General features: G+C 63.2%; 20 protein-coding genes. 8 read left to right on the top strand and 12 right to left on the bottom strand.

Features of this window, described 5'->3' with window-relative positions; all coding sequences use genetic code 11:
* Positions 1-94: 94 nt before the first annotated feature.
* Positions 95-994 carry an Hsp33 family molecular chaperone HslO gene (gene hslO, locus C163_RS01165; RefSeq protein ID WP_015268604.1) on the bottom strand — a complete coding sequence of 300 codons (900 nt, stop codon included), beginning with the start codon at positions 992-994 and terminating at the stop codon, positions 95-97.
* Positions 995-1115: 121 nt separating this feature from the next.
* Between hslO and C163_RS01160 the strand changes: the two genes are divergently transcribed.
* Positions 1116-1910: a phosphatase PAP2 family protein gene (locus tag C163_RS01160; RefSeq protein ID WP_025337332.1), complete on the top strand. Its 795-nt coding sequence runs from the start codon at positions 1116-1118 to the stop codon at positions 1908-1910.
* Between the two features lie 127 nt (positions 1911-2037).
* Here C163_RS01160 and C163_RS01155 read toward each other — a convergent pair whose 3' ends face one another.
* Complete coding sequence (locus tag C163_RS01155) at positions 2038-2439, bottom strand: RNA-binding S4 domain-containing protein (RefSeq protein ID WP_013970457.1); 402 nt, start codon at positions 2437-2439, stop codon at positions 2038-2040.
* A gap of 109 nt (positions 2440-2548) precedes the next feature.
* On the opposite strand from C163_RS01155, the gene C163_RS01150 reads away from it, so the two are divergent.
* Both C163_RS01150 and rimK read left to right on the top strand, forming a co-directional pair.
* A complete protein-coding gene (locus C163_RS01150) occupies positions 2549-3031 on the top strand; it encodes an ATP-dependent zinc protease (RefSeq protein ID WP_003257436.1) in 483 nt (160 codons plus the stop codon).
* Positions 3028-3933: a 30S ribosomal protein S6--L-glutamate ligase gene (gene rimK / locus C163_RS01145; RefSeq protein WP_013970455.1), complete on the top strand. Its 906-nt coding sequence runs from the start codon at positions 3028-3030 to the stop codon at positions 3931-3933. The genes C163_RS01150 and rimK overlap by 4 nt, the downstream gene beginning before the upstream one ends.
* Positions 3934-4047: 114 nt before the next feature.
* On the opposite strand, the gene C163_RS01140 is transcribed toward rimK, so the two are convergent.
* Together C163_RS01140 and ompR are read right to left on the bottom strand one after the other, a co-directional pair.
* Positions 4048-5361, bottom strand: a complete 1314-nt coding sequence (locus C163_RS01140) for an ATP-binding protein (protein ID WP_013970454.1) — start codon at positions 5359-5361, stop codon at positions 4048-4050.
* 13 nt (positions 5362-5374) lie between these two features.
* The gene (ompR, locus tag C163_RS01135) at positions 5375-6115 is read right to left on the bottom strand and encodes a two-component system response regulator OmpR (RefSeq protein WP_025337331.1); all 741 of its coding nucleotides are present in this window, start codon (positions 6113-6115) and stop codon (positions 5375-5377) included.
* A gap of 217 nt (positions 6116-6332) precedes the next feature.
* On the opposite strand from ompR, the gene C163_RS01130 reads away from it, so the two are divergent.
* The 4 genes from C163_RS01130 (at position 6333) to C163_RS01115 (ending at position 11537) form a co-directional block, all read left to right on the top strand.
* Positions 6333-8657 (top strand): Tex family protein, encoded by a 2325-nt coding sequence (locus C163_RS01130; protein WP_025337330.1) that lies wholly within the window; start codon positions 6333-6335, stop codon positions 8655-8657.
* Positions 8657-9040 carry a PaaI family thioesterase gene (locus C163_RS01125; RefSeq protein ID WP_003257433.1) on the top strand — a complete coding sequence of 128 codons (384 nt, stop codon included), beginning with the start codon at positions 8657-8659 and terminating at the stop codon, positions 9038-9040. Before C163_RS01130 ends, C163_RS01125 begins: the two co-directional genes overlap by 1 nt.
* Positions 9041-9327: 287 nt before the next feature.
* Positions 9328-10905, top strand: coding sequence for a glutamate--cysteine ligase (gshA, locus tag C163_RS01120; RefSeq protein WP_075044319.1), 1578 nt, complete (start codon positions 9328-9330; stop codon positions 10903-10905).
* Positions 10905-11537 (top strand): TetR/AcrR family transcriptional regulator, encoded by a 633-nt coding sequence (locus C163_RS01115; protein WP_025337328.1) that lies wholly within the window; start codon positions 10905-10907, stop codon positions 11535-11537. Before gshA ends, C163_RS01115 begins: the two co-directional genes overlap by 1 nt.
* A 139-nt stretch (positions 11538-11676) precedes the next feature.
* Here C163_RS01115 and C163_RS01110 read toward each other — a convergent pair whose 3' ends face one another.
* From C163_RS01110 to C163_RS01075, 8 genes are all read right to left on the bottom strand, one after another.
* Positions 11677-11892, bottom strand: a complete 216-nt coding sequence (locus C163_RS01110; protein ID WP_003255829.1) for a molybdopterin-binding protein — start codon at positions 11890-11892, stop codon at positions 11677-11679.
* A gap of 40 nt (positions 11893-11932) precedes the next feature.
* Positions 11933-12745: an aliphatic sulfonates ABC transporter ATP-binding protein gene (ssuB, locus tag C163_RS01105; protein WP_013970450.1), complete on the bottom strand. Its 813-nt coding sequence runs from the start codon at positions 12743-12745 to the stop codon at positions 11933-11935.
* Positions 12742-13539 carry an aliphatic sulfonate ABC transporter permease SsuC gene (gene ssuC / locus C163_RS01100; protein WP_025337327.1) on the bottom strand — a complete coding sequence of 266 codons (798 nt, stop codon included), beginning with the start codon at positions 13537-13539 and terminating at the stop codon, positions 12742-12744. The genes ssuB and ssuC overlap by 4 nt, the downstream gene beginning before the upstream one ends.
* A gap of 10 nt (positions 13540-13549) precedes the next feature.
* Positions 13550-14698, bottom strand: a complete 1149-nt coding sequence (gene ssuD, locus C163_RS01095) for an FMNH2-dependent alkanesulfonate monooxygenase (protein ID WP_025337326.1) — start codon at positions 14696-14698, stop codon at positions 13550-13552.
* A 58-nt stretch (positions 14699-14756) separates the two neighbouring features.
* Complete coding sequence (locus C163_RS01090) at positions 14757-15722, bottom strand: sulfonate ABC transporter substrate-binding protein (RefSeq protein ID WP_025337325.1); 966 nt, start codon at positions 15720-15722, stop codon at positions 14757-14759.
* A gap of 84 nt (positions 15723-15806) precedes the next feature.
* A complete protein-coding gene (gene ssuE, locus C163_RS01085; protein ID WP_024087992.1) occupies positions 15807-16400 on the bottom strand; it encodes an NADPH-dependent FMN reductase in 594 nt (197 codons plus the stop codon).
* Positions 16401-16688: 288 nt separating this feature from the next.
* Entirely contained in the window at positions 16689-17327 is a 639-nt protein-coding gene (locus tag C163_RS01080; RefSeq protein ID WP_015268594.1) for a peroxiredoxin, read from the bottom strand.
* A gap of 165 nt (positions 17328-17492) precedes the next feature.
* The gene (locus C163_RS01075; protein ID WP_025337324.1) at positions 17493-18827 is read right to left on the bottom strand and encodes an OprD family porin; all 1335 of its coding nucleotides are present in this window, start codon (positions 18825-18827) and stop codon (positions 17493-17495) included.
* A 656-nt stretch (positions 18828-19483) separates the two neighbouring features.
* Between C163_RS01075 and tauA the strand changes: the two genes are divergently transcribed.
* Positions 19484-20455 (top strand): taurine ABC transporter substrate-binding protein, encoded by a 972-nt coding sequence (tauA, locus tag C163_RS01070; RefSeq protein ID WP_025337323.1) that lies wholly within the window; start codon positions 19484-19486, stop codon positions 20453-20455.
* The last annotated feature ends 1 nt before the right edge of the window (position 20456 follow it).

Below are 20456 nucleotides of genomic sequence, written 5' to 3'. Positions count from 1 at the left end.
GATTATGCCAGAAACGCCCAAAAAAAGTAGGCCCCTCCTGTCAGAACTGCGCTTTTGCGCAATTCGACAGGAGATTGTCCTGTAGTTAAACGTTTCAGTGACGAGTTTCTGAGGCTACGTCAGTGCCGCCACCGGCAAACAGTTGCGCCACATCGCTGGCGTCGAAGAAATAGCGCTCGTTGCAGAACTGGCAATCGATCTCCACCTGCCCGCCGCATTCTTCCACCAGCGCCTTGGCATCGTGCTCGCCCAAACTGACCAGCGCATTGCCGGAACGTTCGCGCGAGCAGCTGCAATTGAAGCGCAGCGGCTGGATATCGAACAGGCGCACGGCATCTTCGTGGTACAGGCGGTGCAGCAGGGTTTCGTTGTCCAGCGCCCACTCATCAGCCTTGAGCGTGGTGGCCAATGCCACAACGTGCTGCCAGCTTTCTTCACGCTCTTCATCGTCCGGCTGGCGATCGCGCGGCAGTTGCTGCAGCAGCAGGCCACGGGCCTTGCCGCCTTCGGCGTTGAGCCAGAAGCGCGTGTTGAGCTGTTGCGACTGGACGAAGTAGTTGGTGAAGCACTCCGACAGGGTGGCGCCGTCGAGGTCGACGGTGCCCTGGTAGCGCTGGCCCTTGACCGGATCGATGGTCAGGGTCAGGTGGCCGTCGGGCATCAGCTGCGACAGGGTCGCATCCGCCGGGATCTGGTCCGCTTCGTAGCGGGCCATGCCACGGATGTCCCGGTCACCGGAACATTCGACCATCAACAGCGGGATCGGCCCTGCGGAACGCGCCTGCAGAATCAGCAGGCCGTCGAACTTCAGCGCCCCCACCAGCAAGGCGGTGGCGGCCATCAGCTCGCCCAGCAGTGCCTGCACCGGCTGCGGGTACTCATGACGCGCCAGCACCGCGGCGTAGCTGTCATCGAGAGACACCCACTCGCCGCGCACATCGCGCTCGTCGAAGATGAAACGTTGGGTGAAATCGGTATCAGGCAAGTCGCTCATAGGTTTTGGCTATCTGAAAATGATGACAAAATGGTTACAAGGGTTGTCGGAAAACATCCGAGAACCCCGTGACAGAGCGCTCACAAGGCGCTCCGATTCCTGTTTGCAATAGAGGTATTTTATGGACAATCGACCACTGTTCCAAGCAAGGTGGTCCTGGGGGCCATTGGCAGCCTGTACGCTGCTTCCTATCGCTCTACTGTGTTTCTGGTTATGGCCCATTGGCCAGATCTTGTGCCTGACTTTCGACGAGTGGCTGTTCCACAGCCTGAATGCGCCGCTGGCCGACAACACCACCTGGCGCTACATCTGGACCGTCGGTAGCCTGCGCCCATTCGACATCGTCGTCGGCCTGATCCTTCTGGCAGTGCTTATCCGTGGCGACTGGGTGTTCAAGGCAACCCAGGTGCGCCAGGCCTTTTTCGGCTTCCTGGTCACGCTAATCCTCTTAGTGGTGATTCGCGCGCTGTTTTCCAAGTGGGTGGATGCAGCCGGCTGGCAGCACAAGAGCCCTTCGATGATGTTCGACGATGTGGTGCACCTCAGCGACTACTATCCGAACCTGGAGGCGGCCTGGGAGCTCAAGGACCGTTCCAGCAAGAGTTTCCCGGGGGATCATGCCTCGGTGCTGCTGGTCTGGGCGCTTTTCATGAGCGTGTTCAGCCGCCGCCTGGTGCAGTATCTGGTGGTCTGGGGGCTGGCGGTGTTGTTCATGTTGCCGCGCCTGGTGGCCGGTGCCCACTGGGGGCAGGATGACTACATCGGCGGGCTGCTGATGGCGGTGCTGGCGTTGGGCTGGAGCTGCTACACGCCGCTGGCGGCCAAGGGGAGCGCGGTGCTGATGCGCTGGACGGCGCCGTTGTTCGCGATAGCGGCCAAGTTACCGTTGGTCGGGCGCTTGGCGGTGACCCGCTAGATCCTTGGGGCTACTGCGTAGCCCATCGCGACACAAGGCCGCTCCTACAGGGATTGCACAAGTTTCAGGGCTTGTGCAGTACCTGTGGGAGCTGGCTTGCCGGCGATGGGCCGCAAAGCGGCCCCGGCTATTCGAAGCTCCCATGCAACTGGTGAATCTGCCGCCGCTGCTTCTTGGTCGGCCGCCCATCGGTGGTCACGCCCATCGCCCCGGCCTTGCGCAGTTCCGCCGCCTGTTCACGCCGGCGCACGCTGTCCTCGGTCTCTTCGTACAACGTCTGCGCCTCTGGCGCCCCACGCCGCACTACCGACAGAGCCTTCACCACCACGGTGCGCTCGTCGAACCCGGTGCGCAGCACGAACTCGTCACCCACCCGCGGCTCCTTGCCCGGCTTGCAGCGCTCACCCCGGCAATGCACCTTGCCGCTCTCGATCGCCGCCTTGGCCAGCGCGCGGGTCTTGTAGAAGCGTGCCGCCCACAGCCATTTGTCCAGGCGGACCTTGTCGTCGTCTTCGGCTTTTTGTGCCATCCCGTTACCTCGAACGCTGTGTTTCATCGAACTGTACTACCGTAACGATCGGATGCAAAAAATCCCCGCCGTGCTTACAGTTCACCACCTCATCCGCAGGGTGCGTTCCGTGAAGACATTTGACCATTTGACTGTGATCGGCCTGCGCGAGTGGGTCGCCCTGCCCGACCTTGGCGTGGCCGGGCTGCGCGCCAAGATCGACACTGGCGCCAGCACCTCCAGCCTGCACGCCACCGAGGTGGAACCGTTCGAGCGCGACGGCCAGCCCTGGGTCCGTTTCACCGCACACCTGGGCTCGGTGGTGCAGTTGCGCCACCGCCGCTGCGAGGCACCGCTGGTGACCATGAAAACCATCAAGAGCTCCAACGGCCAGGCCCAGACCCGCTATGTCATCCGCACGTCACTGGCCCTGGGCGATGGTGTGTGGGAGGTGGAGTTCACCCTGGCCTGCCGCAAGAACATGCGTTATCGCCTGTTGCTGGGTTCCAAGGCTCTGATCCATGGCCAGCTGGTGGTCAACCCTGGCCTCAAATACGTACAAGACAAACCGGCCTTCCCGGCCACCCTTTCTACTGCCACAGGTGCTGCATGAAGATCGCTGTGCTGTCGCGCAATCCGCGTCTGTATTCCACCCGCCGCCTGGTCGAAGCCGGTACCCAGCGGGGCCACGAAATGGTGGTGATCGATACCCTGCGGGCCTACATGAACATTGCCAGCCACAAGCCGCAGATCCACTACCGCGGCAAGCCGCTGGAAGGCTTCGACGCGGTGATCCCACGCATCGGTGCCTCGGTGACCTTCTATGGCTGCGCGGTGCTGCGCCAGTTCGAGATGATGGGCGTGTATCCACTCAACGAGTCGGTAGCGATAGCCCGCTCCCGCGACAAGCTGCGCTCGCTGCAACTGCTGTCGCGGCGCGGCATCGGCCTGCCGATTACCGGCTTCGCCCACTCGCCGGACGACATCCCCGACCTGATCCAGATGGTCAACGGCGCCCCGCTGGTGATCAAGGTGCTGGAAGGCACACAGGGCATCGGCGTGGTGCTGTGCGAAACCACCAAGGCCGCCGAATCGGTGATCGAGGCGTTCATGGGGTTGAAGCAGAACATCATGGTGCAGGAATACATCAAGGAAGCGGGTGGCGCGGATATCCGCTGCTTCGTGGTCGGCGACAAGGTCATCGCGTCGATGAAGCGCCAGGCCAAGCCGGGGGAATTTCGCTCCAACCTGCACCGCGGTGGGGTGGCCAGCCTGATCAAGATCACCCCGGAAGAACGCATGACCGCCATTCGCGCGGCCAAGGTGATGGGCTTGAGTGTGGCGGGTGTGGATATCCTGCGCTCCAACCACGGGCCGCTGGTGATGGAGGTGAACTCGTCGCCGGGGCTGGAGGGGATTGAAGTAACCACCGGCAAGAACGTGGCCGCCATGATCATCGAGCATCTGGAGAAGAATGGTGGGCCTAATCAGACTCGGACCAAGGGTAAGGGCTGAGATTTTGGGGCTGCTTTGCAGCCCATTCGCAGCACAAGGCTGCTCCTACAAGGGATCGCGCGCCCTGTAGGAGCGGCCTTGTGTCGCGAAAGGGCCGCAAAGCGGCCCCGGCAATCACACGGCATTACGCGGCAGCAACAGCCCCAAAGGCAACCGTACCCGCGCCTCGATCCCGCCACCAGAGCGGTTGCGCAGTTCCACATTCCCACCATGCTGCGCCGCAATCCGTTTGACGATCGCCAGCCCCAGCCCGGTGCCCTTGCCACCCCGGGCCCGGTCACCACGAATGAACGGGTTGAAGATGGTCTCCAGCTCCGACTCGTCGATCCCCGTCCCGCGGTCCAGCACGCTCAGCACCACATACGGTGCACTCTCGTCGCCCGACACATAGGCGGCCACCTCGACCCCCTTGCCGGCGTGGTGCAGGGCATTGCCGATCAGGTTGCCCAGCATGCGCTTGAGCGAAACCCGGCGCAGCGGGAACGGTGGGATCGGCTCCAGGCACAGCCGCACCCGTTCTTCCGGCTGGTTGTACGGCGCCACCACTTCGCGCACCAGGTCGGCCAGGTCGACCTCCTCAACCGGCTCGTCACGGCCATCGCGGATAAAGGCCAGGAACTGATCGAGGATCGCATCCATGTCCTCGATATCGCGGACCATGTCGTCACTCAGTTCGCTGTCGCTGTCCAGCAACGACAGCGACAGGCGCAGGCGCGTCAGCGGTGTGCGCAGGTCGTGGGAAACCCCGGCCAGCATCAGCTCGCGCTCGCGCCCAGCCTGCTCGACATCCTCGGCCATCTGGTTAAAGGCCTTGTACACCTCGGTCATCTCGCTGGGCGTATCGCTGATCGGCAGGCGCACGCTGCGCCCCTGGCCCAACTGCCGGGCGGCGAACACCAGGCGTTTGAGCGGCTGGTTCAGCTGGCGCACGAAGATCCAGGCCGAAGCTGTGGACAACAGGCCGATGGCCAGGAACCAACCCAGCACGTTCCAGATCTTCTGCCCACGCAGCGGGTGCGGGTACAGCGGAACCTTCAACCAGCCCGGGCCCAGGCTCGGCGCATTGACCCACAACGCCGGCGGCGCATGAATGCGCAGCCGTACCTCGGTGTCTTCGCCCAACTCGGCCTGCATCTGCCGTTGGTAGATTTCGCTGTAGGGCCAGTGCTGCTCACCCTCGGGCACGCCCGAGCCGGTGACCCGGATAAGGCCTGCCGCTTCGGCGATCTTGTCGCGGTTTTCTTCGTCGGCCGCCCAATAGGCGCGCAGGGTCAGCGCAACACCGTGGCTGTACTGACGGTCGACCAGCACGTCCTCGTTCATCAACAGGTAGACCAGGGTCAAGGCCTTGGAGAACAGGACGACGATCAACACCAGCCACAGGGTGCGGGCGAAGAAACTTTGCGGAAACCAGAGCGGTGTTTTCATCGACGGCGCGGCATCATTTACCGGCGTTTCCGTCCGGCACGAACACGTAGCCCACGCCCCACACGGTCTGGATATAACGCGGCTTGGACGGGTCCGGCTCGATCATGCGGCGCAGACGCGAAATCTGCACGTCGATGGAGCGTTCCAGCGCATCCCATTCGCGGCCACGCGCCAGGTTCATCAGCTTGTCGCGGGTCAGCGGCTCGCGTGCGTGCATCACCAGCGCCTTGAGCACGGCGAACTCGCCGGTGGTGAGCATGTGCACTTCTTCGCCACGCTTGAGTTCGCGGGTGGCCAGCGACAGCTCGTAGTCGCCGAAGGTGACCGACTCGTCTTCGCTACCAGGCGCACCCGGCACGCTCGGTGCCTGACGGCGCAGCACGGCCTTGACCCGGGCCATCAGCTCGTCCGGGTTGAACGGCTTGCCCAGGTAGTCGTCGGCGCCCAGCTCCAGGCCCTTGATACGGCTGAGCTCGTCGCCCTTGGCGGTGAGCATGATGATCGGGATCTGGTTGTTCTGCTGGCGCAGGCGCTTGCACGCCGACAGGCCATCCTCGCCGGGCAGCATCAGGTCGAGCACCACCAGGTTGAACACCTCACGCTGCAGCAGGCGGTCCATCTGCTCGGTGTTGGGCACCGCGCGGGCACGGTAGCCCTTGCTGGTGAAGAAACGTTCCAGCAGGCTGCTCAGCCCCGGGTCGTCGTCGACGATGAGAATCTTGTCACCTTCAGCGGTGTTTGGCGTGCCGGTCATGAATAACTCCTCTGATATCGCCGCGCATTATGGCGTAGCCATTGCTGCACGTTGCGTGAGCATTGTTAGCAGATTTTTCCCCCGGCGCCAGTTCCGGCTGGCCGGGCGCCATCACCGCAAGCCGTTTGCGATGGGTATAATGCGCGGCTTTCATCCAGCGCCGCCGGGCGACAGGCCCACAGGCGACCCCCGTATTCACAAATGTCAGGTGGTTTACATGGACAGCATCAACAGCCGTATCGCCGAGGAACTGGGCGTACGCCCCCAGCAGGTCGAGGCGGCCGTGGGCCTGTTGGACGAAGGCTCGACCGTGCCCTTCATCGCCCGCTACCGCAAGGAAGTGACCGGTAGCCTGGACGACACCCAGCTGCGCCATCTGGAAGAGCGCCTGCGCTACCTGCGCGAACTCGACGAGCGCCGCGCCAGCATCCTGGCCAGCATCGAGGAGCAGGGCAAGCTGACCCCGGAACTGGCCCGCGAGATCAAGCTGGCCGATACCAAGACCCGCCTCGAAGACCTGTACCTGCCGTACAAGCAAAAGCGCCGCACCAAGGGCCAGATCGCCCTGGAAGCCGGCCTCGGCGAGCTGGCCGACGGCCTGTTCAACAACCCCGACCTCGCCCCGGAAAGCGAAGCCGCACGCTTCGTCAACGCCGACAAGGGCGTGGCCGACGTCAAGGCCGCGCTGGAAGGCGCCAAGTACATCCTCATGGAACGCTTCGCCGAAGACGCCGCCCTGCTCGACAAGCTGCGCAGCTTCCTCAAGCAGGAGTCGGTGCTCAGCGCCCGCGTCGTGCCTGGCAAGGAAGAAGAAGGCGCCAAGTTCCGCGACTACTTCGCCCATGACGAACTGCTGCGCAACGCTCCGTCGCACCGCGCCCTGGCAATTTTCCGCGGGCGTAACGAAGGCGTGCTGAGCGCCTCGCTGAAAGTCGGCGAAGAACTGCCCGGCACCCTGCACCCGTGCGAACTGATGATCGGCAACCACGTCGGTATCGAGAACCGCAACCGCCCGGCCGACAAGTGGCTGGGCGAAGTGGTGCGCTGGACCTGGAAGGTCAAGCTCTACACCCACCTGGAAACCGACCTGTTCGGCGAGCTGCGCGACAACGCCGAAGGCGAGGCGATCAATGTGTTCGCCCACAACCTGCACGACCTGCTGCTGGCCGCCCCGGCCGGCCCACGTGCCACCCTGGGCTTCGACCCGGGCCTGCGCACCGGCTGCAAGATTGCCGTGGTCGATGCCACCGGCAAGCTGCTGGACCACACCACGGTCTACCCGCACGCGCCGAAGAACGATTGGGACCGCACCATTTCGATCATGGCTGCACTGTGCGCCAAGCACTCGGTGGAGCTGATCGCCATCGGCAACGGCACCGCCAGCCGCGAAAGCGACAAGCTGGTGGCAGAGCTGGTCAAGAAGTACCCGGCGCTGAAGATCACCAAGATCATGGTCTCCGAGGCTGGCGCTTCGGTGTATTCCGCATCGGAACTGGCCGCCCGCGAATTCCCGGACCTGGACGTGTCGATCCGTGGCGCCGTGTCGATTGCCCGCCGCCTGCAGGACCCGCTGGCCGAACTGGTGAAGATCGACCCGAAATCCATCGGTGTCGGCCAGTATCAGCATGACGTGTCCCAGCTGAAACTGGCGCGCGGCCTGGACGCTGTGGTCGAGGACTGCGTGAACGCCGTGGGCGTGGACGTCAACACCGCCTCGGTGGCGCTGCTGACGCGCATCTCCGGCCTCAACGCCACCCTGGCGCAGAACATCGTCGCCCATCGCGATGCCAACGGCCCGTTCGCCACTCGTGCTGCGCTGAAAAAGGTCAGCCGCCTGGGTGAGAAAACCTTCGAACAGGCCGCCGGCTTCCTGCGCGTGATGAACGGCGACAACCCGCTGGACGCCTCCGCAGTTCACCCCGAGGCCTACCCGCTGGTACAGCGCATTGCCGCCGACACCGACCGCGACATCCGCTCGCTGATCGGTGACAGCAGCTTCCTCAAGCGCCTGGACCCGAAGAAATTCACCGATGAAACCTTCGGCCTGCCGACCGTCACCGACATCCTGCAGGAACTGGACAAGCCTGGCCGCGACCCACGCCCCGAGTTCAAGACCGCCACCTTCCAGGACGGCGTCGAGGACCTCAAGGACCTGGAACCGGGCATGATCCTCGAAGGCGTGGTGACCAACGTCACCAACTTCGGTGCCTTCGTCGACATCGGCGTGCACCAGGACGGCCTGGTGCACATCTCGGCGCTGTCGGAGAAGTTCATCAAGGACCCGCGTGAAGCGGTCAAGGCCGGCGACGTGGTCAAGGTCAAGGTCATGGAAGTGGACATACCGCGCAAACGCGTCGGCCTGTCCATGCGCATGAGCGACACCCCGGGCGAGAAGGTAGACGGCAACCGCGGTGGTAACCGTGGCAATGGCGGCAACCGCCAGCAGCAGGCGCCGCGCCAGCGCGAAACCGCCACTGCGGCACCGGCCAACAACGCCATGGCCGCCCTGTTCGCCAACGCCAAGCAGCTGAAGAAGAAGTGATGGACGTTCCACGCGAATACGTCGAAAGCGCCTTCAGCCAGCTCCTCGGCTGCCGCCTGCAACGCCTGGAAACAGGTGTTGCCGAGGTAGCCCTGGCGCTCGAGCCACACTTGCGCAACCGTGGCCAGAAGCTGCACGGCGGGGCGATCTTCAGCCTGGTGGACATCGCCATGGGCCTGGCCTGCTCGGCCAGCCATGGCTTCGACCAGCAAAGCGTCACCATCGAGTGCAAGATCAACTACATGCGCGCCGTCAGTGACGGCGAGGTCCTGTGCACCGCCCGTGTGCTGCATGCCGGGCGGCGCACCCTGGTGGTCGACGCCGACGTAGTTCAGGGCGACAAGCTGGTGGCGAAAGCGCAAGGAACCTTCGCGGTTCTCTAGCTCACCAAGCGGTATCTGCGGTATTTTCGGCAACAGCCGGGGGCCGCTTCGCGCCCCATCGCCGGCAAGCCGGGCTCCCACAGGTAATCCACAAGCCTGAATATCGTGGTTTACCTGTGGGAGCCCGGCTTGCCGGCGATGGGCTGCGAAGCGGCCCCCGAAGTCGGCGCTGCGCAATGCCGGAACCGCGTAAACCAGGCGACAACGCCAGTTCCTTTTCCCACTACCCTTGTAGACCGTCTTTTCTACCCCCATATTGGGGCGACTGACGCGTGAAGGAATACATCTTGAGCGACCTCCTCAACCGCCGCCTGAGCCTGCTCGGCGCCAATCTCCCCCTGCTCAAGCAGTGCCTGCACGGTATTGAGCGCGAATGCCTGCGCGTGACCGACGAAGGTCGCCTGGCCCAGACCCCGCATCCGCAAGCCCTGGGATCGGCGCTGACCAACGAGCAGATCACCACCGATTATTCCGAGTCGCTGCTGGAGTTCATCACCCCGGCCCTGCCCGACCCGGCCAAGGTGCTGGAAAGCCTCGAAGAGACCCACCGTTTCGTCTACAGCAAGCTGGGCGACGAATACCTGTGGAGCCCGTCGATGCCCTGCACGCTGCCGGCCGAGGAGGACATCCCGATCGCCGAGTACGGCAGCTCGAACATCGGCAAGCTCAAGCACGTCTACCGCAAGGGCCTGGCCCTGCGCTACGGCCGCACCATGCAGTGCATCGCCGGTATCCATTACAACTTCTCGCTGCCCGAAGCGCTGTGGCCGTTGCTGCGCGCCGCAGAAGGCGGCAGCGAGAGCGACCGCGACTACCAGTCGTCGGCCTATATCGCGCTGATCCGCAATTTCCGCCGCTACAGCTGGCTGCTGATGTACCTGTTCGGCGCCTCGCCGGCCCTGGACAAAGGCTTCCTGCGTGGCCGCCCGCACCAGCTCGAAGAGCTGGACGCCGAAACCCTGTACCTGCCCTACGCCACCAGCCTGCGCATGAGCGATCTGGGCTACCAGAGCAACGCCCAGGCCGGCCTCACGCCGTGCTACAACAACCTGGCCAGCTACACCGACAGCCTGCGCAAGGCGGTGGGCACGCCCTACCCGCCTTACGTCGAAGTCGGCACGCACGTTGATGGCGAGTGGGTACAGCTGAACACCAACATCCTGCAGATCGAAAACGAGTACTACTCGAACATTCGCCCCAAGCGCGTCACCTACACCGGCGAGCGACCGATCCAGGCCCTGACCTCGCGCGGCGTGCAGTACGTGGAAGTGCGTTGCCTGGACATCAACCCGTTCCTGCCGGTGGGCATCGACCTGACCGAGGCGCGCTTCCTCGACGCGTTCCTGCTGTTCTGCGCGCTGGAAGACAGCCCGCAACTGGACAACGGCGAATGCGGCCAGTGCACCAACAACTTCCTGACCGTGGTCAAGGAAGGCCGGCGCCCGGGCCTGGAACTGCATCGCAATGGCCAGCCGATCGGCCTGAAGGCCTGGGCCAGCGAGCTGATCGAGCGTATTCGGCCACTGGCCGATCTGCTCGACCAGGCGCAAGGCGGTGCAGAACACGGCAAGGCCCTGGATGCCCAGCAGGCCAAGGTCGACGACGCCTCGCTGACCCCGTCGGCCCAGGTACTGGCGCGCATGACCGAGCATGACGAAAGCTTCGTCAAGTTCTCCCTGCGCCAGAGCCGCATCCACGCCGAAACCTTCCGCGAGCAGCCACTGCCGGTCGAGCGCCAGCAGGCCTTCGAAACCCTCGCCCGCGACTCGCTGGCCGAGCAGTCGCGCCTGGAACAGCAGGAAGTCGGCGACTTCGACCTGTTCGTCGGCGCCTACCAGGCCAGCATCCTGGCGATCAGCAACTGATGACCCGCACTGCCACCCCGCGCAAGCCGCGCGCCAGCAGCCAGGCCAGGATCGAGGCGATCCTGGCGGCTGCACGCGAGTTGCTGGCCGAGCTGGGGGTGGCGAGCCTGTCGATCTACAGCGTGGCCGAGCGTGCGCAGATTCCACCGTCTTCGGTGTACCACTTCTTCGCCAGCGTGCCGGCGCTGCTGGAGGCGTTGACGGCCGATGTACACCGGGCCTTCCGTGAAGCGCTGAGCGCGCCGATCGACAGCAGTGCGTTCAACACCTGGCACGAACTGTCACGGCTGATCGAGCAGCGCATGCTGGATATCTACAACGAGGACGCGGCGGCGCGACAACTGATCCTGGCCCAGCATGGCCTGAGCGAAGTGGTGCAGGCCGACCGGCAGCACGACATGGAACTGGGCGACTTGATGCACAAGTTGTTCGACCAGCACTTTCATCTGCCAGTGATGCCGGCGGATGTGGATGTGTTTGCCCTGGCCATGGAGTTGAGTGACCGGGTGTATGCGCGGTCGGTGCAGCTGCATGAGGCGATCACCCCACGCATGGCCGAGGAAGGCAAGCGAGTGTTCGAGGCGTATCTGGGGTTGTATCTGCCGCCATTTCTGGCCAAGCGTTCCAGCTGAGATCATTGGGGCCGCTGTGCGGCCCTTCGCGGGCACGCCCGCTCCCACAGGGTCCGCGCAAAACCTGAAACCTGCGCAGTACCTGTGGGAGCGGGCGTGCCCGCGAAGGGCTGCAAAGCAGCCCCATGGCCAACACCCATCACAGCTTGGCGATGGACACTTCAGTCGACTTCACGAAGGCAATCACTTCACTGCCCACCTGCAGCTCCAGCTCACGCACGGAGCGGGTGGTGATGACCGAAGTGACGATGCCCGAGGCAGTCTGCACGTCGATTTCCGACAGTACCGGGCCTTCCAGGATTTCCTTCACGGTGCCTTTGAACTGGTTGCGAACGTTGATGGCTTTGATGGTCATGATTTGATTCCTTCTCTATGGCTTCAGTCTGGTAAGTGAGTCAGTGCGCCCAACGCAGTTGCGTGGGCAAAGGGGCTACAGGATCCGGCTCGGGCGCAGCGCCCGGGGCCGACAGAACACGGTTGAGCACTTCGCTTTCCAGCGCGGCCAGGCGGTGCGAACCACGCGCCCGAGGCCGTGCCAGGTCGACAGTGAGGTCGAGCCCGACCTCGCCGTCCTCGATCAGGATCACCCGGTCAGCCACGGCGACTGCCTCGCTGACATCGTGGGTAACCAGCAACACGGTGAAGCCGTGCTGACGCCACAGGCGTTCGATCAGTTGCTGCATCTCGATACGGGTCAATGCATCCAGCGCACCGAGCGGTTCGTCCAGCAGCAGCAGGCGCGGCTGGTGAATCAGCGCCCGGGCCAGGGCCACGCGCTGCTTCTGGCCGCCCGACAGAGCCGCCGGCCATTCATTGGCGCGGTCGGCCAGGCCAACCGACTCCAACGCTTCCAGCGCACGCGGGCGCCAGTCGCCAGACAGGCCCAGGCCAACGTTGTCGATCACCTTCTTCCATGGCAGCAGGCGCGCGTCCTGGAACATCAGGCGGGTTTCTTCACGGGCCTGCTCCAGCGGCGCGGCACCGGCCAGCAACTGGCCTGCAGTGGGCTGGTCGAGACCGGCCAGCAGGCGCAGCAAGGTGCTCTTGCCGCAGCCACTACGGCCGACGATGGCGACGAACTGGCCGGCAGGAATATGCAGCTCGATACCCTTCAGTACCTCGCGCTGGCCAAAGGTCTTGCGCAGGCCGCTGGAAGCCAGCGGGATGCCACGCAGCAGGCGTGGCGGCTGTTCTTTGAGTACGGTCATGCGCCCTCCTTCTTCGCCACTTGATAGGCCGGGTGCCAGCGCAGCCACACACGCTCCAGGCCGCGGGCGGCGAGGTCGGCAAACTTGCCGAGCACCGCATACAGGACGATGGCCAGCACCACCACGTCGGTCTGCAGGAACTCACGGGCGTTCATCGCCAGGTAACCGATGCCGGCATTGGCCGAAATGGTTTCGGCAACGATCAGGGTCAGCCACATGAAGCCCAGGGCAAAGCGCACGCCTACCAGGATCGAAGGCAATGCCCCGGGCAGGATCACCTGGCGGAACAGGCTGAAGCCGGACAAGCCATAGCTGCGCGCCATCTCCACCAGCGCCGGGTCGACGTTGCGGATGCCGTGGTAGGTGTTCAGGTAGATCGGGAACAGCGTGCCCAGCGCGACCAGGAAGATCTTTGCCGACTCGTCGATACCGAACCACAGGATCACCAGCGGGATCAGCGCCAGGTGCGGCACGTTGCGGATCATCTGCACCGAGCTGTCGAGCAGGCGTTCGCCCCAGTTCGACAGGCCGGTGATGAAGCCCAGCACCAGGCCGATGCTGCCACCGATGACGAAGCCCAGCCCGGCACGCCAGCCACTGATGGCCAGGTGGGTCCAGATCTCGCCGCTGCGCACCAGCTCGACGCCGGCGCTGACCACGGCGCTGGGCGCCGGCAGGATGCGCGTCGACAGCCAGCCGGCGCTGACCGCCAGCTGCCAGGCAGCCAGCAGCAGTACCGGCAGCGCCCATGGCGCCAGGCGCTGGCCAAGGTTGTTGGAAGTTGCACGACTCATGGCCTGGCCCTCAGCTCTGCGCAACGGACTTGGGCAGGATGTCGTTGGCCACCATTTCGCCAAACGGGCTCACATAACCACCGGTCTTGGCTTGCTCCGGGCGTTGCACATCCAGGTGCGGGAACAACAGCTCGGCCACCCGGTACGACTCTTCCAGGTGCGGGTAGCCGGAGAAGATGAAGGTATCGATGCCCAGCTCGGCATATTCCTTGACCCGCGCCGCCACGGTCGGGCCATCCCCCACCAGCGCGGTACCGGCACCGCCACGCACCAGGCCGACACCGGCCCACAGGTTGGGGCTGACCTCCAGCTTGTCACGGTTGCCGTTGTGCAGGGCGGCCATGCGTTGCTGGCCGACCGAGTCGAAGCGCGCCAGTGAGGCCTGGGCGCGAGCGATGGTGTCGTCGTCCAGGTGCGAGATCAGCTTGTCGGCAGCGGCCCAGGCTTCTTCGTTGGTTTCCCGCACGATCACGTGCAGGCGGATACCGAAGCGCACTTCGCGGCCCTGGGCGGCGGCTTTCTCACGCACCTGGGCAATTTTTTCAGCGACCGCACTCGGCGGCTCGCCCCAGGTCAGGTACAGCTCGACCTGCTCGGCGGCCAGGTCCTGCGCAGCTTCCGAGGAACCGCCGAAATACAGTGGCGGGCGTGGTTGCTGGATCGGCGGGTAGAGCAGCTTGGCGCCCTTCACCTGGATGTGCTTGCCGTCGTAGTCGACCACCTCGCCTTCCAGCACCTTGCGCCAGATACGGGTGAACTCCACAGAGGCTTCATAACGTTCCTGATGGTTCAGGTGCAGGCCGTCACCGGCCAACTCGTCCGGGTCGCCACCGGTCACCAGGTTGAACAGCGCGCGGCCGTTGGACAGGCGATCAAGGGTTGCTGCCTGGCGTGCCGCCACGGTCGGCGAAATGATCCCGGGGCGCAGGGCGACCAGGAACTTCAGGCGCTGGGTCACCGGGATCAACGATGCCGCGACCAGCCAGGAGTCCTCGCAGGAGCGCCCGGTAGGGATCAGCACGCCACCAAAGCCGAGCCGGTCGGCCGCCTGGGCGATCTGCTGCAGGTAGCCATGGTCGACGGCGCGCGCGCCATCGGAGGTGCCCAGGTACTTGCCGTCACCGTGGGTAGGAAGGAACCAGAAGATGTTAAGGCTCATTGGAGTTGTCTCCTCAAGGGGGCTCAGCCAGGGCGGCGCCCCGGCGCAGGCAAATCAATCAAGGCGCACTGGCGACCTTGGCCGGGGGTGTCCAGATCACGTCCTTGATGCTCAGCGGCTTGGGAATCAGCTTCAGTGCCTGGAACGTGTCGGCGATCTTCTGTTGCGCGGCCACCACTTCCGGGGTGAGCGGCGCGGCACCGTAGCCTTGGCGCTTGACCGAGGTCAGGGTGATGTCGGCAGGCAGGCCGAGCAGCGGCGCGACCTGGTCGGTCACTTCCTGCGGGTTGGCCTGGGACCATTGACCTACGGCACGCACTTCTTCGATCAGGGTGTTGATCACCGCCGGGTGCTGGGTCGCGTAGTTGCGGGTGGCCAGGTAGAACTGATGGTTGTCGACCAGGCCCTTGCCGTCACGCAGGGTATGAGCCTGCAGCTGTTTCTCGGCGGCAGCCTGGTACGGGTCCCAGATCACCCAGGCGTCCACGCTGCCGCGCTCGAAGGCGGCGCGGGCGTCGGCCGGGGGCAGGTACACCGGCTGGATGTCGCTGTATTTCAGGCCGGCGTCTTCCAGGGCGCGAACCAGCAGGTAGTGAACGTTGGAGCCTTTGTTGAGGGCGACTTTCTTGCCCTTGAGGTCTTTGACCGACTGGATCGGCGAGCCCTTCGGCACCAGGATCGCCTCACTGTGCGGCGCTGGCGGCTCGTAGGCGACGTACAGCAGGTCGGCACCGGCGGCCTGGGCGAACACCGGCGGGGTTTCACCGGTGACGCCAAAGTCGATGGAGCCAACGTTCAGCCCCTCAAGCAGCTGCGGGCCGCCGGGGAACTCGGTCCATTGCACCTGCACGCCCTGCTCGGCCAGGCGCTTTTCCAGCGTGCCCTTGGCCTTGAGCAGCACCAGGGTGCCGTATTTCTGGTAACCGATACGCAGGCTCTCGGCCTGGGCTTGGGTGATGGCGCCGAAGGACACAGCCGCCGCAAACAGGGCGACCAGACCGCGACGCAAGAAGACTGTGCGCATGGCGCTCTCCTGTGCGAGTGGGTTCGGGTTGCACCTGCTTGCCTCGTTGTCGGGCGAGTAAGGTGGTAAAGCGGGTTGGGCCGGTCAGATGCTCCAGCGAGCGCTGATCAGGCGTTCGTTCAATACGCCGGGGGCCACGGGGCGCGGCCGACGGGCCAGTGCAACGTGGAAGGTTTCCAGCGCGTCCTGCAGGCGCTCTTCCAGCGCCGCTACCAGCTGCGCGGGCCTGGAGCCTTCTGCGTAGGCGACCTGGCTGTCGTCGGCGAAGATCCCTTGCAGGGTCTCTTGCGCCTTGAGTGCCGACAGCACGGGTTTCAGTGCGTAATCCACCGCCAGCATGTGGGCGATGCTGCCGCCGGTGGCGATCGGCAACACGATCTTGTGTGCCAGGGCGCGTTCGGGCAGCAGGTCGAGCAAGGTTTTCAGGGCACCGGCGAACGAGGCCTTGTACACCGGCGTGGCGACGATCAGGCCATCGGCCTGGGCCACCAGCTGCTGGAAGTGCTGCACCTGCGGGCTGTCGAATCGGGCGTGCAGCAGGTCTTCGGCGGGAAAGTCACGTACCTGGAACGTCACTACCTCGACGCCACGGTCCTGCAGCCACTGGCGAGAACGCTCCAGCAGCACGCCGGAGCGTGAACGGGTACTGGGGCTACCACCGATTGAGACGACCAGCATTGCAGCGCTTCCTTGTGTTCTGTTGGAGGTGACATTAACAGTCGCCGCATATATCTAGAAATCATATTTTTTCATTTGTTTATTCCATTTTTGTTTTTATCTTCAAGGGCCTATTCGCGGGCACGCCCGCTCCCACAGGTTTTGTGGCAAAGCCAAGTCCTGCACTGTTCCTGTGGGAGCGGGCATGCCCGCGAAGAAGCCAACGCAGTTTCAGCAGGTATAAAAAAGGGCCGTCGAAACGGCCCGAATATCCCTGCTTTGGCTAAGAGCAATGCAACGAGGAATCCTTTAACGATTGGGCTGCGGGGTCAGCCGCAGATAGGGTTTGACCGCCCGGTAACCTTTGGGGAAGCGCTGCCTGATCTCTTCCTCGTCCTTCAGCGAAGGCACGATTACCACGTCGTCACCGTCCTGCCAGTTACCTGGCGTGGCGACCTTGTGGTTGTCGGTCAGCTGCAGCGAGTCGATCACCCGCAAGATTTCGTTGAAGTTGCGCCCGGTACTGGCCGGGTAGGTGATGGTCAGGCGCACCTTCTTGTTCGGGTCGATGACGAACAGCGAGCGCACGGTCAGGGTGTCGCTGGCGTTCGGGTGGATCAGGTCGTACAGGTCGGACACCTTGCGATCGGCGTCGGCAATGATCGGGAAGTTGACCACGGTGTTCTGGGTTTCGTTGATGTCATCGATCCAGCGGTGGTGCGAATCGACCGGGTCCACCGACAGGGCGATGGCCTTGACCCCGCGTTTGGCGAAATCGTCCTTAAGCTTGGCGGTAAGGCCCAGCTCGGTGGTGCACACCGGGGTGAAGTCGGCCGGGTGAGAGAACAACACCCCCCAGCTGTTGCCCAGCCACTCGTGGAAGCGGATCTTGCCTTCGCTGGAATCCTGTTCGAAATCGGGGGCGATATCGCCGAGTTTTAGGCTCATGGGCTGCGGCTCCTGTGCTGGGTTCTGTACCGTGTGGGTTCAATGTGCCTGCATTCGATTAAAAACAAAAAGAATAAATAATGATTTGTTTATAACCATTAGGCATACGAAATTGCAGACACAAAAAAGCCTCGCACTAGGCGAGGCTTCTTGTTCAGCTACGGCTTACAGGAAGTTGTAAGTGTAGTTCACGATGAAGCGAGTCTGGTCTTTGTCACCGATGCTTTCGCCGCTACCACGGTAGACACCCTGACGCAGGCTGAAGCCCAGGCCTTTGAGGGAGCCTTGCTGAATGGTGTAGTCGACGCGTGCGTCACGTTCCCATTCGTTGTAGCTGCCGTCGCCCGACTTGTTGCGGATGTCGTCACCACGCAGGTAGGCCACCGAAGCCTTCAGGCCTGGAACGCCCAGGGACGCGAAGTCATAGGAGTACTGACCGAAGGTGGTGTTCTCACCGGCACGAGCGAACTGGTTGATCATGCTGTCGGTGAACAGGTAGAAGCTTGCGCCGCCATTGCCTTCCAGCGAGGAAGTGGCGCCGTCCTTGCGGACGCTACCTTGGTTCAGCCAGACGAAACCACCATCGTCACCCACTTGCTGGTGACCGAGCATAAGCGCGTGGCCACCCAGGGTATAGGTGAACATGGCGCTCCAGGTCTTGTTGTCGACCTCGCCCCCGTTCTTCGCGTAGCCACCGTTGTTGTCGAAGGCGTAACCGGTCTCGCCATTCTTGCCGTCGCTGCGGCTATCGAAGTAGCGCAGGTCGGTCTTGAACGACTGGTTGTCGGCGATCTTGAAGACGTGGGTAGCACCCAGGAAGTGCTGCTTGTAGAAGTCTTCCAGGTTCGAGTAGTAGTACTGCAGGGTCAGGTCTGGAGTGAGCTTGTAGTCACCACCGGCGAACTGGAACTTGTTGCTGTCGCGGAAGGCGCCAGAAACGGAAAGACCGGTACGGTTGCTCGAAGCACGACCCATGGCGTGGGTCAGTTGACCTGCGTTGAAGGTCAGGTTGTCGATTTCCTTCGACTGGAGGGTGCCGCCCTCGAAGGTCTGCGGCAGCAGACGGCCATCGTTGGAGACCAGGATCGGCAGCATAGGCGCCAGGGCGCTACCGTAGTGGACCTCGGTCTTGGAGAAGCGAGCCTTGGCGTTACCACCAATGCGTGCCCAGTTGTGGACTGCCGAACCATCGGAGTCGCTTGGGAAGAAGGTGTTGTTGGCATCTGGGCGGCTACCACGGCCACCATCCAGGTGAATGCCCCACAGTGCCTGAACGTCGACACCAAAACCTACGGTGCCTTCGGTGAAGCCAGACAGGTAGTCGAGCTTGAAGCCCTGACCGCTTTCTTTCTGGTCGATACCGCTTTCGCGGTTGTCGTCGTTGAAGTACATGGTGCGCGAGCTGAGCGACAGTTTGCTGTCTTCAACGAAACCGGCAGCGCCTGCTTGTTGGGCGAGAACCCCCAGTGCCACGGCCAGGGCCAGGCTGGACTTGTACATGTTTTGCTCCTCTACGTTCTAATTCTTGTGTATCTCTGGCGGTGGGATCTGCTGCCCCGCTCACCGTGGATTGGCGATTTAGTCCCAAAGCGTGACCGTTTAGTCAATCGTTTCTAAACGTTTCGCGACTTTGGTCTAAGACGCCACCTGCGCTACAGGATAATGACAATCCTATAAATCCAAAATGACCGTTTTATGAATTGGTAAGATTTTTAAGGAATATGTTAGGAACTGTTACTGCGATTCGTTAGCAGCAGCTCGCTTTTCATAACCTTTGGTTATTTGCAAACGTTTGCTCATAACCTAATTCCGTATCGTTCTATCGGGACGAAAAAGCCTAGCAGCACTCTCGGATTTCGCCATTGAGCGAAATCACCAGCCCTCCCTGCTAACGCGCCCCCCTGTAGGAGCGGCCTTGTGTCGCGATGGGGTGCGAAGCAGCCCCCAAAATCTCAGCTAACGCCGCATAAATTGCCGGGGCCGCCTTGCGGCCCATCGAGACACAAGGCCGCTCCTACAGGGATCGCGTAAAGGCAGGCGGTGATTTCAAACAATTGGCTCCTAAGCTAATGCAAAAAAGTTATTTATTTTACCTTTCTTAGATCATTTAGCCTTCTCGCCATCCATCACATCGATTGCCTGACGAGAGGTTCACCATGATCCCGCACGCTCCGCTGCGCCTGTTCGCCGCCCTGACCCTCGCCAGCGCCAGCTGGTTGGCCCAAGCTGCCGACCTGACCGTGGCCTACCAGACCACCGTTGACCCGGCCAAGGTGGCACAGGTCGATGGCAACTACGAAAAAGCCAGCAAGGCCAGCATCGACTGGCGCAAATTCGACAACGGTGCCGACGTGATCACCGCCGTAGCCAGCGGCGATGTACAGATCGGCTACCTGGGCTCCAGCCCGCTTGCCGCCGCAGCCACCCGCAAGCTGCCAGTCGAGACCTTCCTGATCGCCACGCAGATTGGCGCCGGTGAAGCACTGGTCGCCCGCGACAGCATCAAGACGCCGCAAGACCTGGTCGGCAAGAAAGTCGCCGTGCCGTTCGTCTCCACCGGCCACTACAGCCTGCTGGCCGCGCTGAAGAGCTGGAACATCGACCCGTCCAAGGTGCAGATCCTCAACCTGGCGCCGCCGGCGATCATTGCCGCCTGGAAGCGCGGCGACATCGACGCCACCTACGTCTGGGACCCAGCGCTGGGCGTGGCCAAGGAAAACGGCAAGGTATTGATCACCTCCGGCGAGCTGGCCGAGAAAGGCGCACCGACCTTCGACGCATGGATCGTGCGCAAGGACTTTGCCGCCAAGCACCCCGACGTGGTCAAGGCCTTTGCCAAGGTCACCCTCGACGCCTACGCCGACTACCGCAAGAACCCGCAAGCCTGGCTGGCCAACCCCGACAACGTGAGCAAGCTGGCCAAACTGTCTGGCGCCAAGCCTGCTGACATCCCGGTGCTGCTGCAGGGCAACGTCTACCCGCTGGCCGCCGACCAGGCCAATGCACTGGGCGCACCGACCACCCAGGCGCTGACCGACACGGCCACCTTCCTCAAGCAACAAGGCAAGGTCGACACGGTGCTGCCGGACTACTCCCCGTACGTCAGCGCCCAGTACCTCCCCAACTAAG

It is taken from the genome of Pseudomonas sp. FGI182 (genome assembly GCF_000511325.1).
Taxonomy (GTDB): Bacteria; Pseudomonadota; Gammaproteobacteria; order Pseudomonadales; family Pseudomonadaceae; genus Aquipseudomonas; species Aquipseudomonas putida_Z.
This window is presented reverse-complemented; position numbering and strand designations above follow the sequence as displayed.

What these genes read in the sequence shown, in the direction of transcription:
- hslO (WP_015268604.1), bottom strand. Translation starts at nt 994, where the DNA reads ATGAGCGACTTGCCTGATACCGATTTCACCCAACGTTTCATCTTCGAC.
- C163_RS01160 (WP_025337332.1), top strand. Translation starts at nt 1,116, where the DNA reads ATGGACAATCGACCACTGTTCCAAGCAAGGTGGTCCTGGGGGCCATTG.
- C163_RS01155 (WP_013970457.1), bottom strand. Translation starts at nt 2,439, where the DNA reads ATGGCACAAAAAGCCGAAGACGACGACAAGGTCCGCCTGGACAAATGG.
- rimK (WP_013970455.1), top strand. Translation starts at nt 3,028, where the DNA reads ATGAAGATCGCTGTGCTGTCGCGCAATCCGCGTCTGTATTCCACCCGC.
- C163_RS01140 (WP_013970454.1), bottom strand. Translation starts at nt 5,361, where the DNA reads ATGAAAACACCGCTCTGGTTTCCGCAAAGTTTCTTCGCCCGCACCCTG.
- ompR (WP_025337331.1), bottom strand. Translation starts at nt 6,115, where the DNA reads ATGACCGGCACGCCAAACACCGCTGAAGGTGACAAGATTCTCATCGTC.
- C163_RS01130 (WP_025337330.1), top strand. Translation starts at nt 6,333, where the DNA reads ATGGACAGCATCAACAGCCGTATCGCCGAGGAACTGGGCGTACGCCCC.
- C163_RS01125 (WP_003257433.1), top strand. Translation starts at nt 8,657, where the DNA reads ATGGACGTTCCACGCGAATACGTCGAAAGCGCCTTCAGCCAGCTCCTC.
- C163_RS01115 (WP_025337328.1), top strand. Translation starts at nt 10,905, where the DNA reads ATGACCCGCACTGCCACCCCGCGCAAGCCGCGCGCCAGCAGCCAGGCC.
- C163_RS01110 (WP_003255829.1), bottom strand. Translation starts at nt 11,892, where the DNA reads ATGACCATCAAAGCCATCAACGTTCGCAACCAGTTCAAAGGCACCGTG.
- ssuB (WP_013970450.1), bottom strand. Translation starts at nt 12,745, where the DNA reads ATGACCGTACTCAAAGAACAGCCGCCACGCCTGCTGCGTGGCATCCCG.
- ssuC (WP_025337327.1), bottom strand. Translation starts at nt 13,539, where the DNA reads ATGAGTCGTGCAACTTCCAACAACCTTGGCCAGCGCCTGGCGCCATGG.
- ssuD (WP_025337326.1), bottom strand. Translation starts at nt 14,698, where the DNA reads ATGAGCCTTAACATCTTCTGGTTCCTTCCTACCCACGGTGACGGCAAG.
- C163_RS01090 (WP_025337325.1), bottom strand. Translation starts at nt 15,722, where the DNA reads ATGCGCACAGTCTTCTTGCGTCGCGGTCTGGTCGCCCTGTTTGCGGCG.
- ssuE (WP_024087992.1), bottom strand. Translation starts at nt 16,400, where the DNA reads ATGCTGGTCGTCTCAATCGGTGGTAGCCCCAGTACCCGTTCACGCTCC.
- C163_RS01080 (WP_015268594.1), bottom strand. Translation starts at nt 17,327, where the DNA reads ATGAGCCTAAAACTCGGCGATATCGCCCCCGATTTCGAACAGGATTCC.
- C163_RS01075 (WP_025337324.1), bottom strand. Translation starts at nt 18,827, where the DNA reads ATGTACAAGTCCAGCCTGGCCCTGGCCGTGGCACTGGGGGTTCTCGCC.
- tauA (WP_025337323.1), top strand. Translation starts at nt 19,484, where the DNA reads ATGATCCCGCACGCTCCGCTGCGCCTGTTCGCCGCCCTGACCCTCGCC.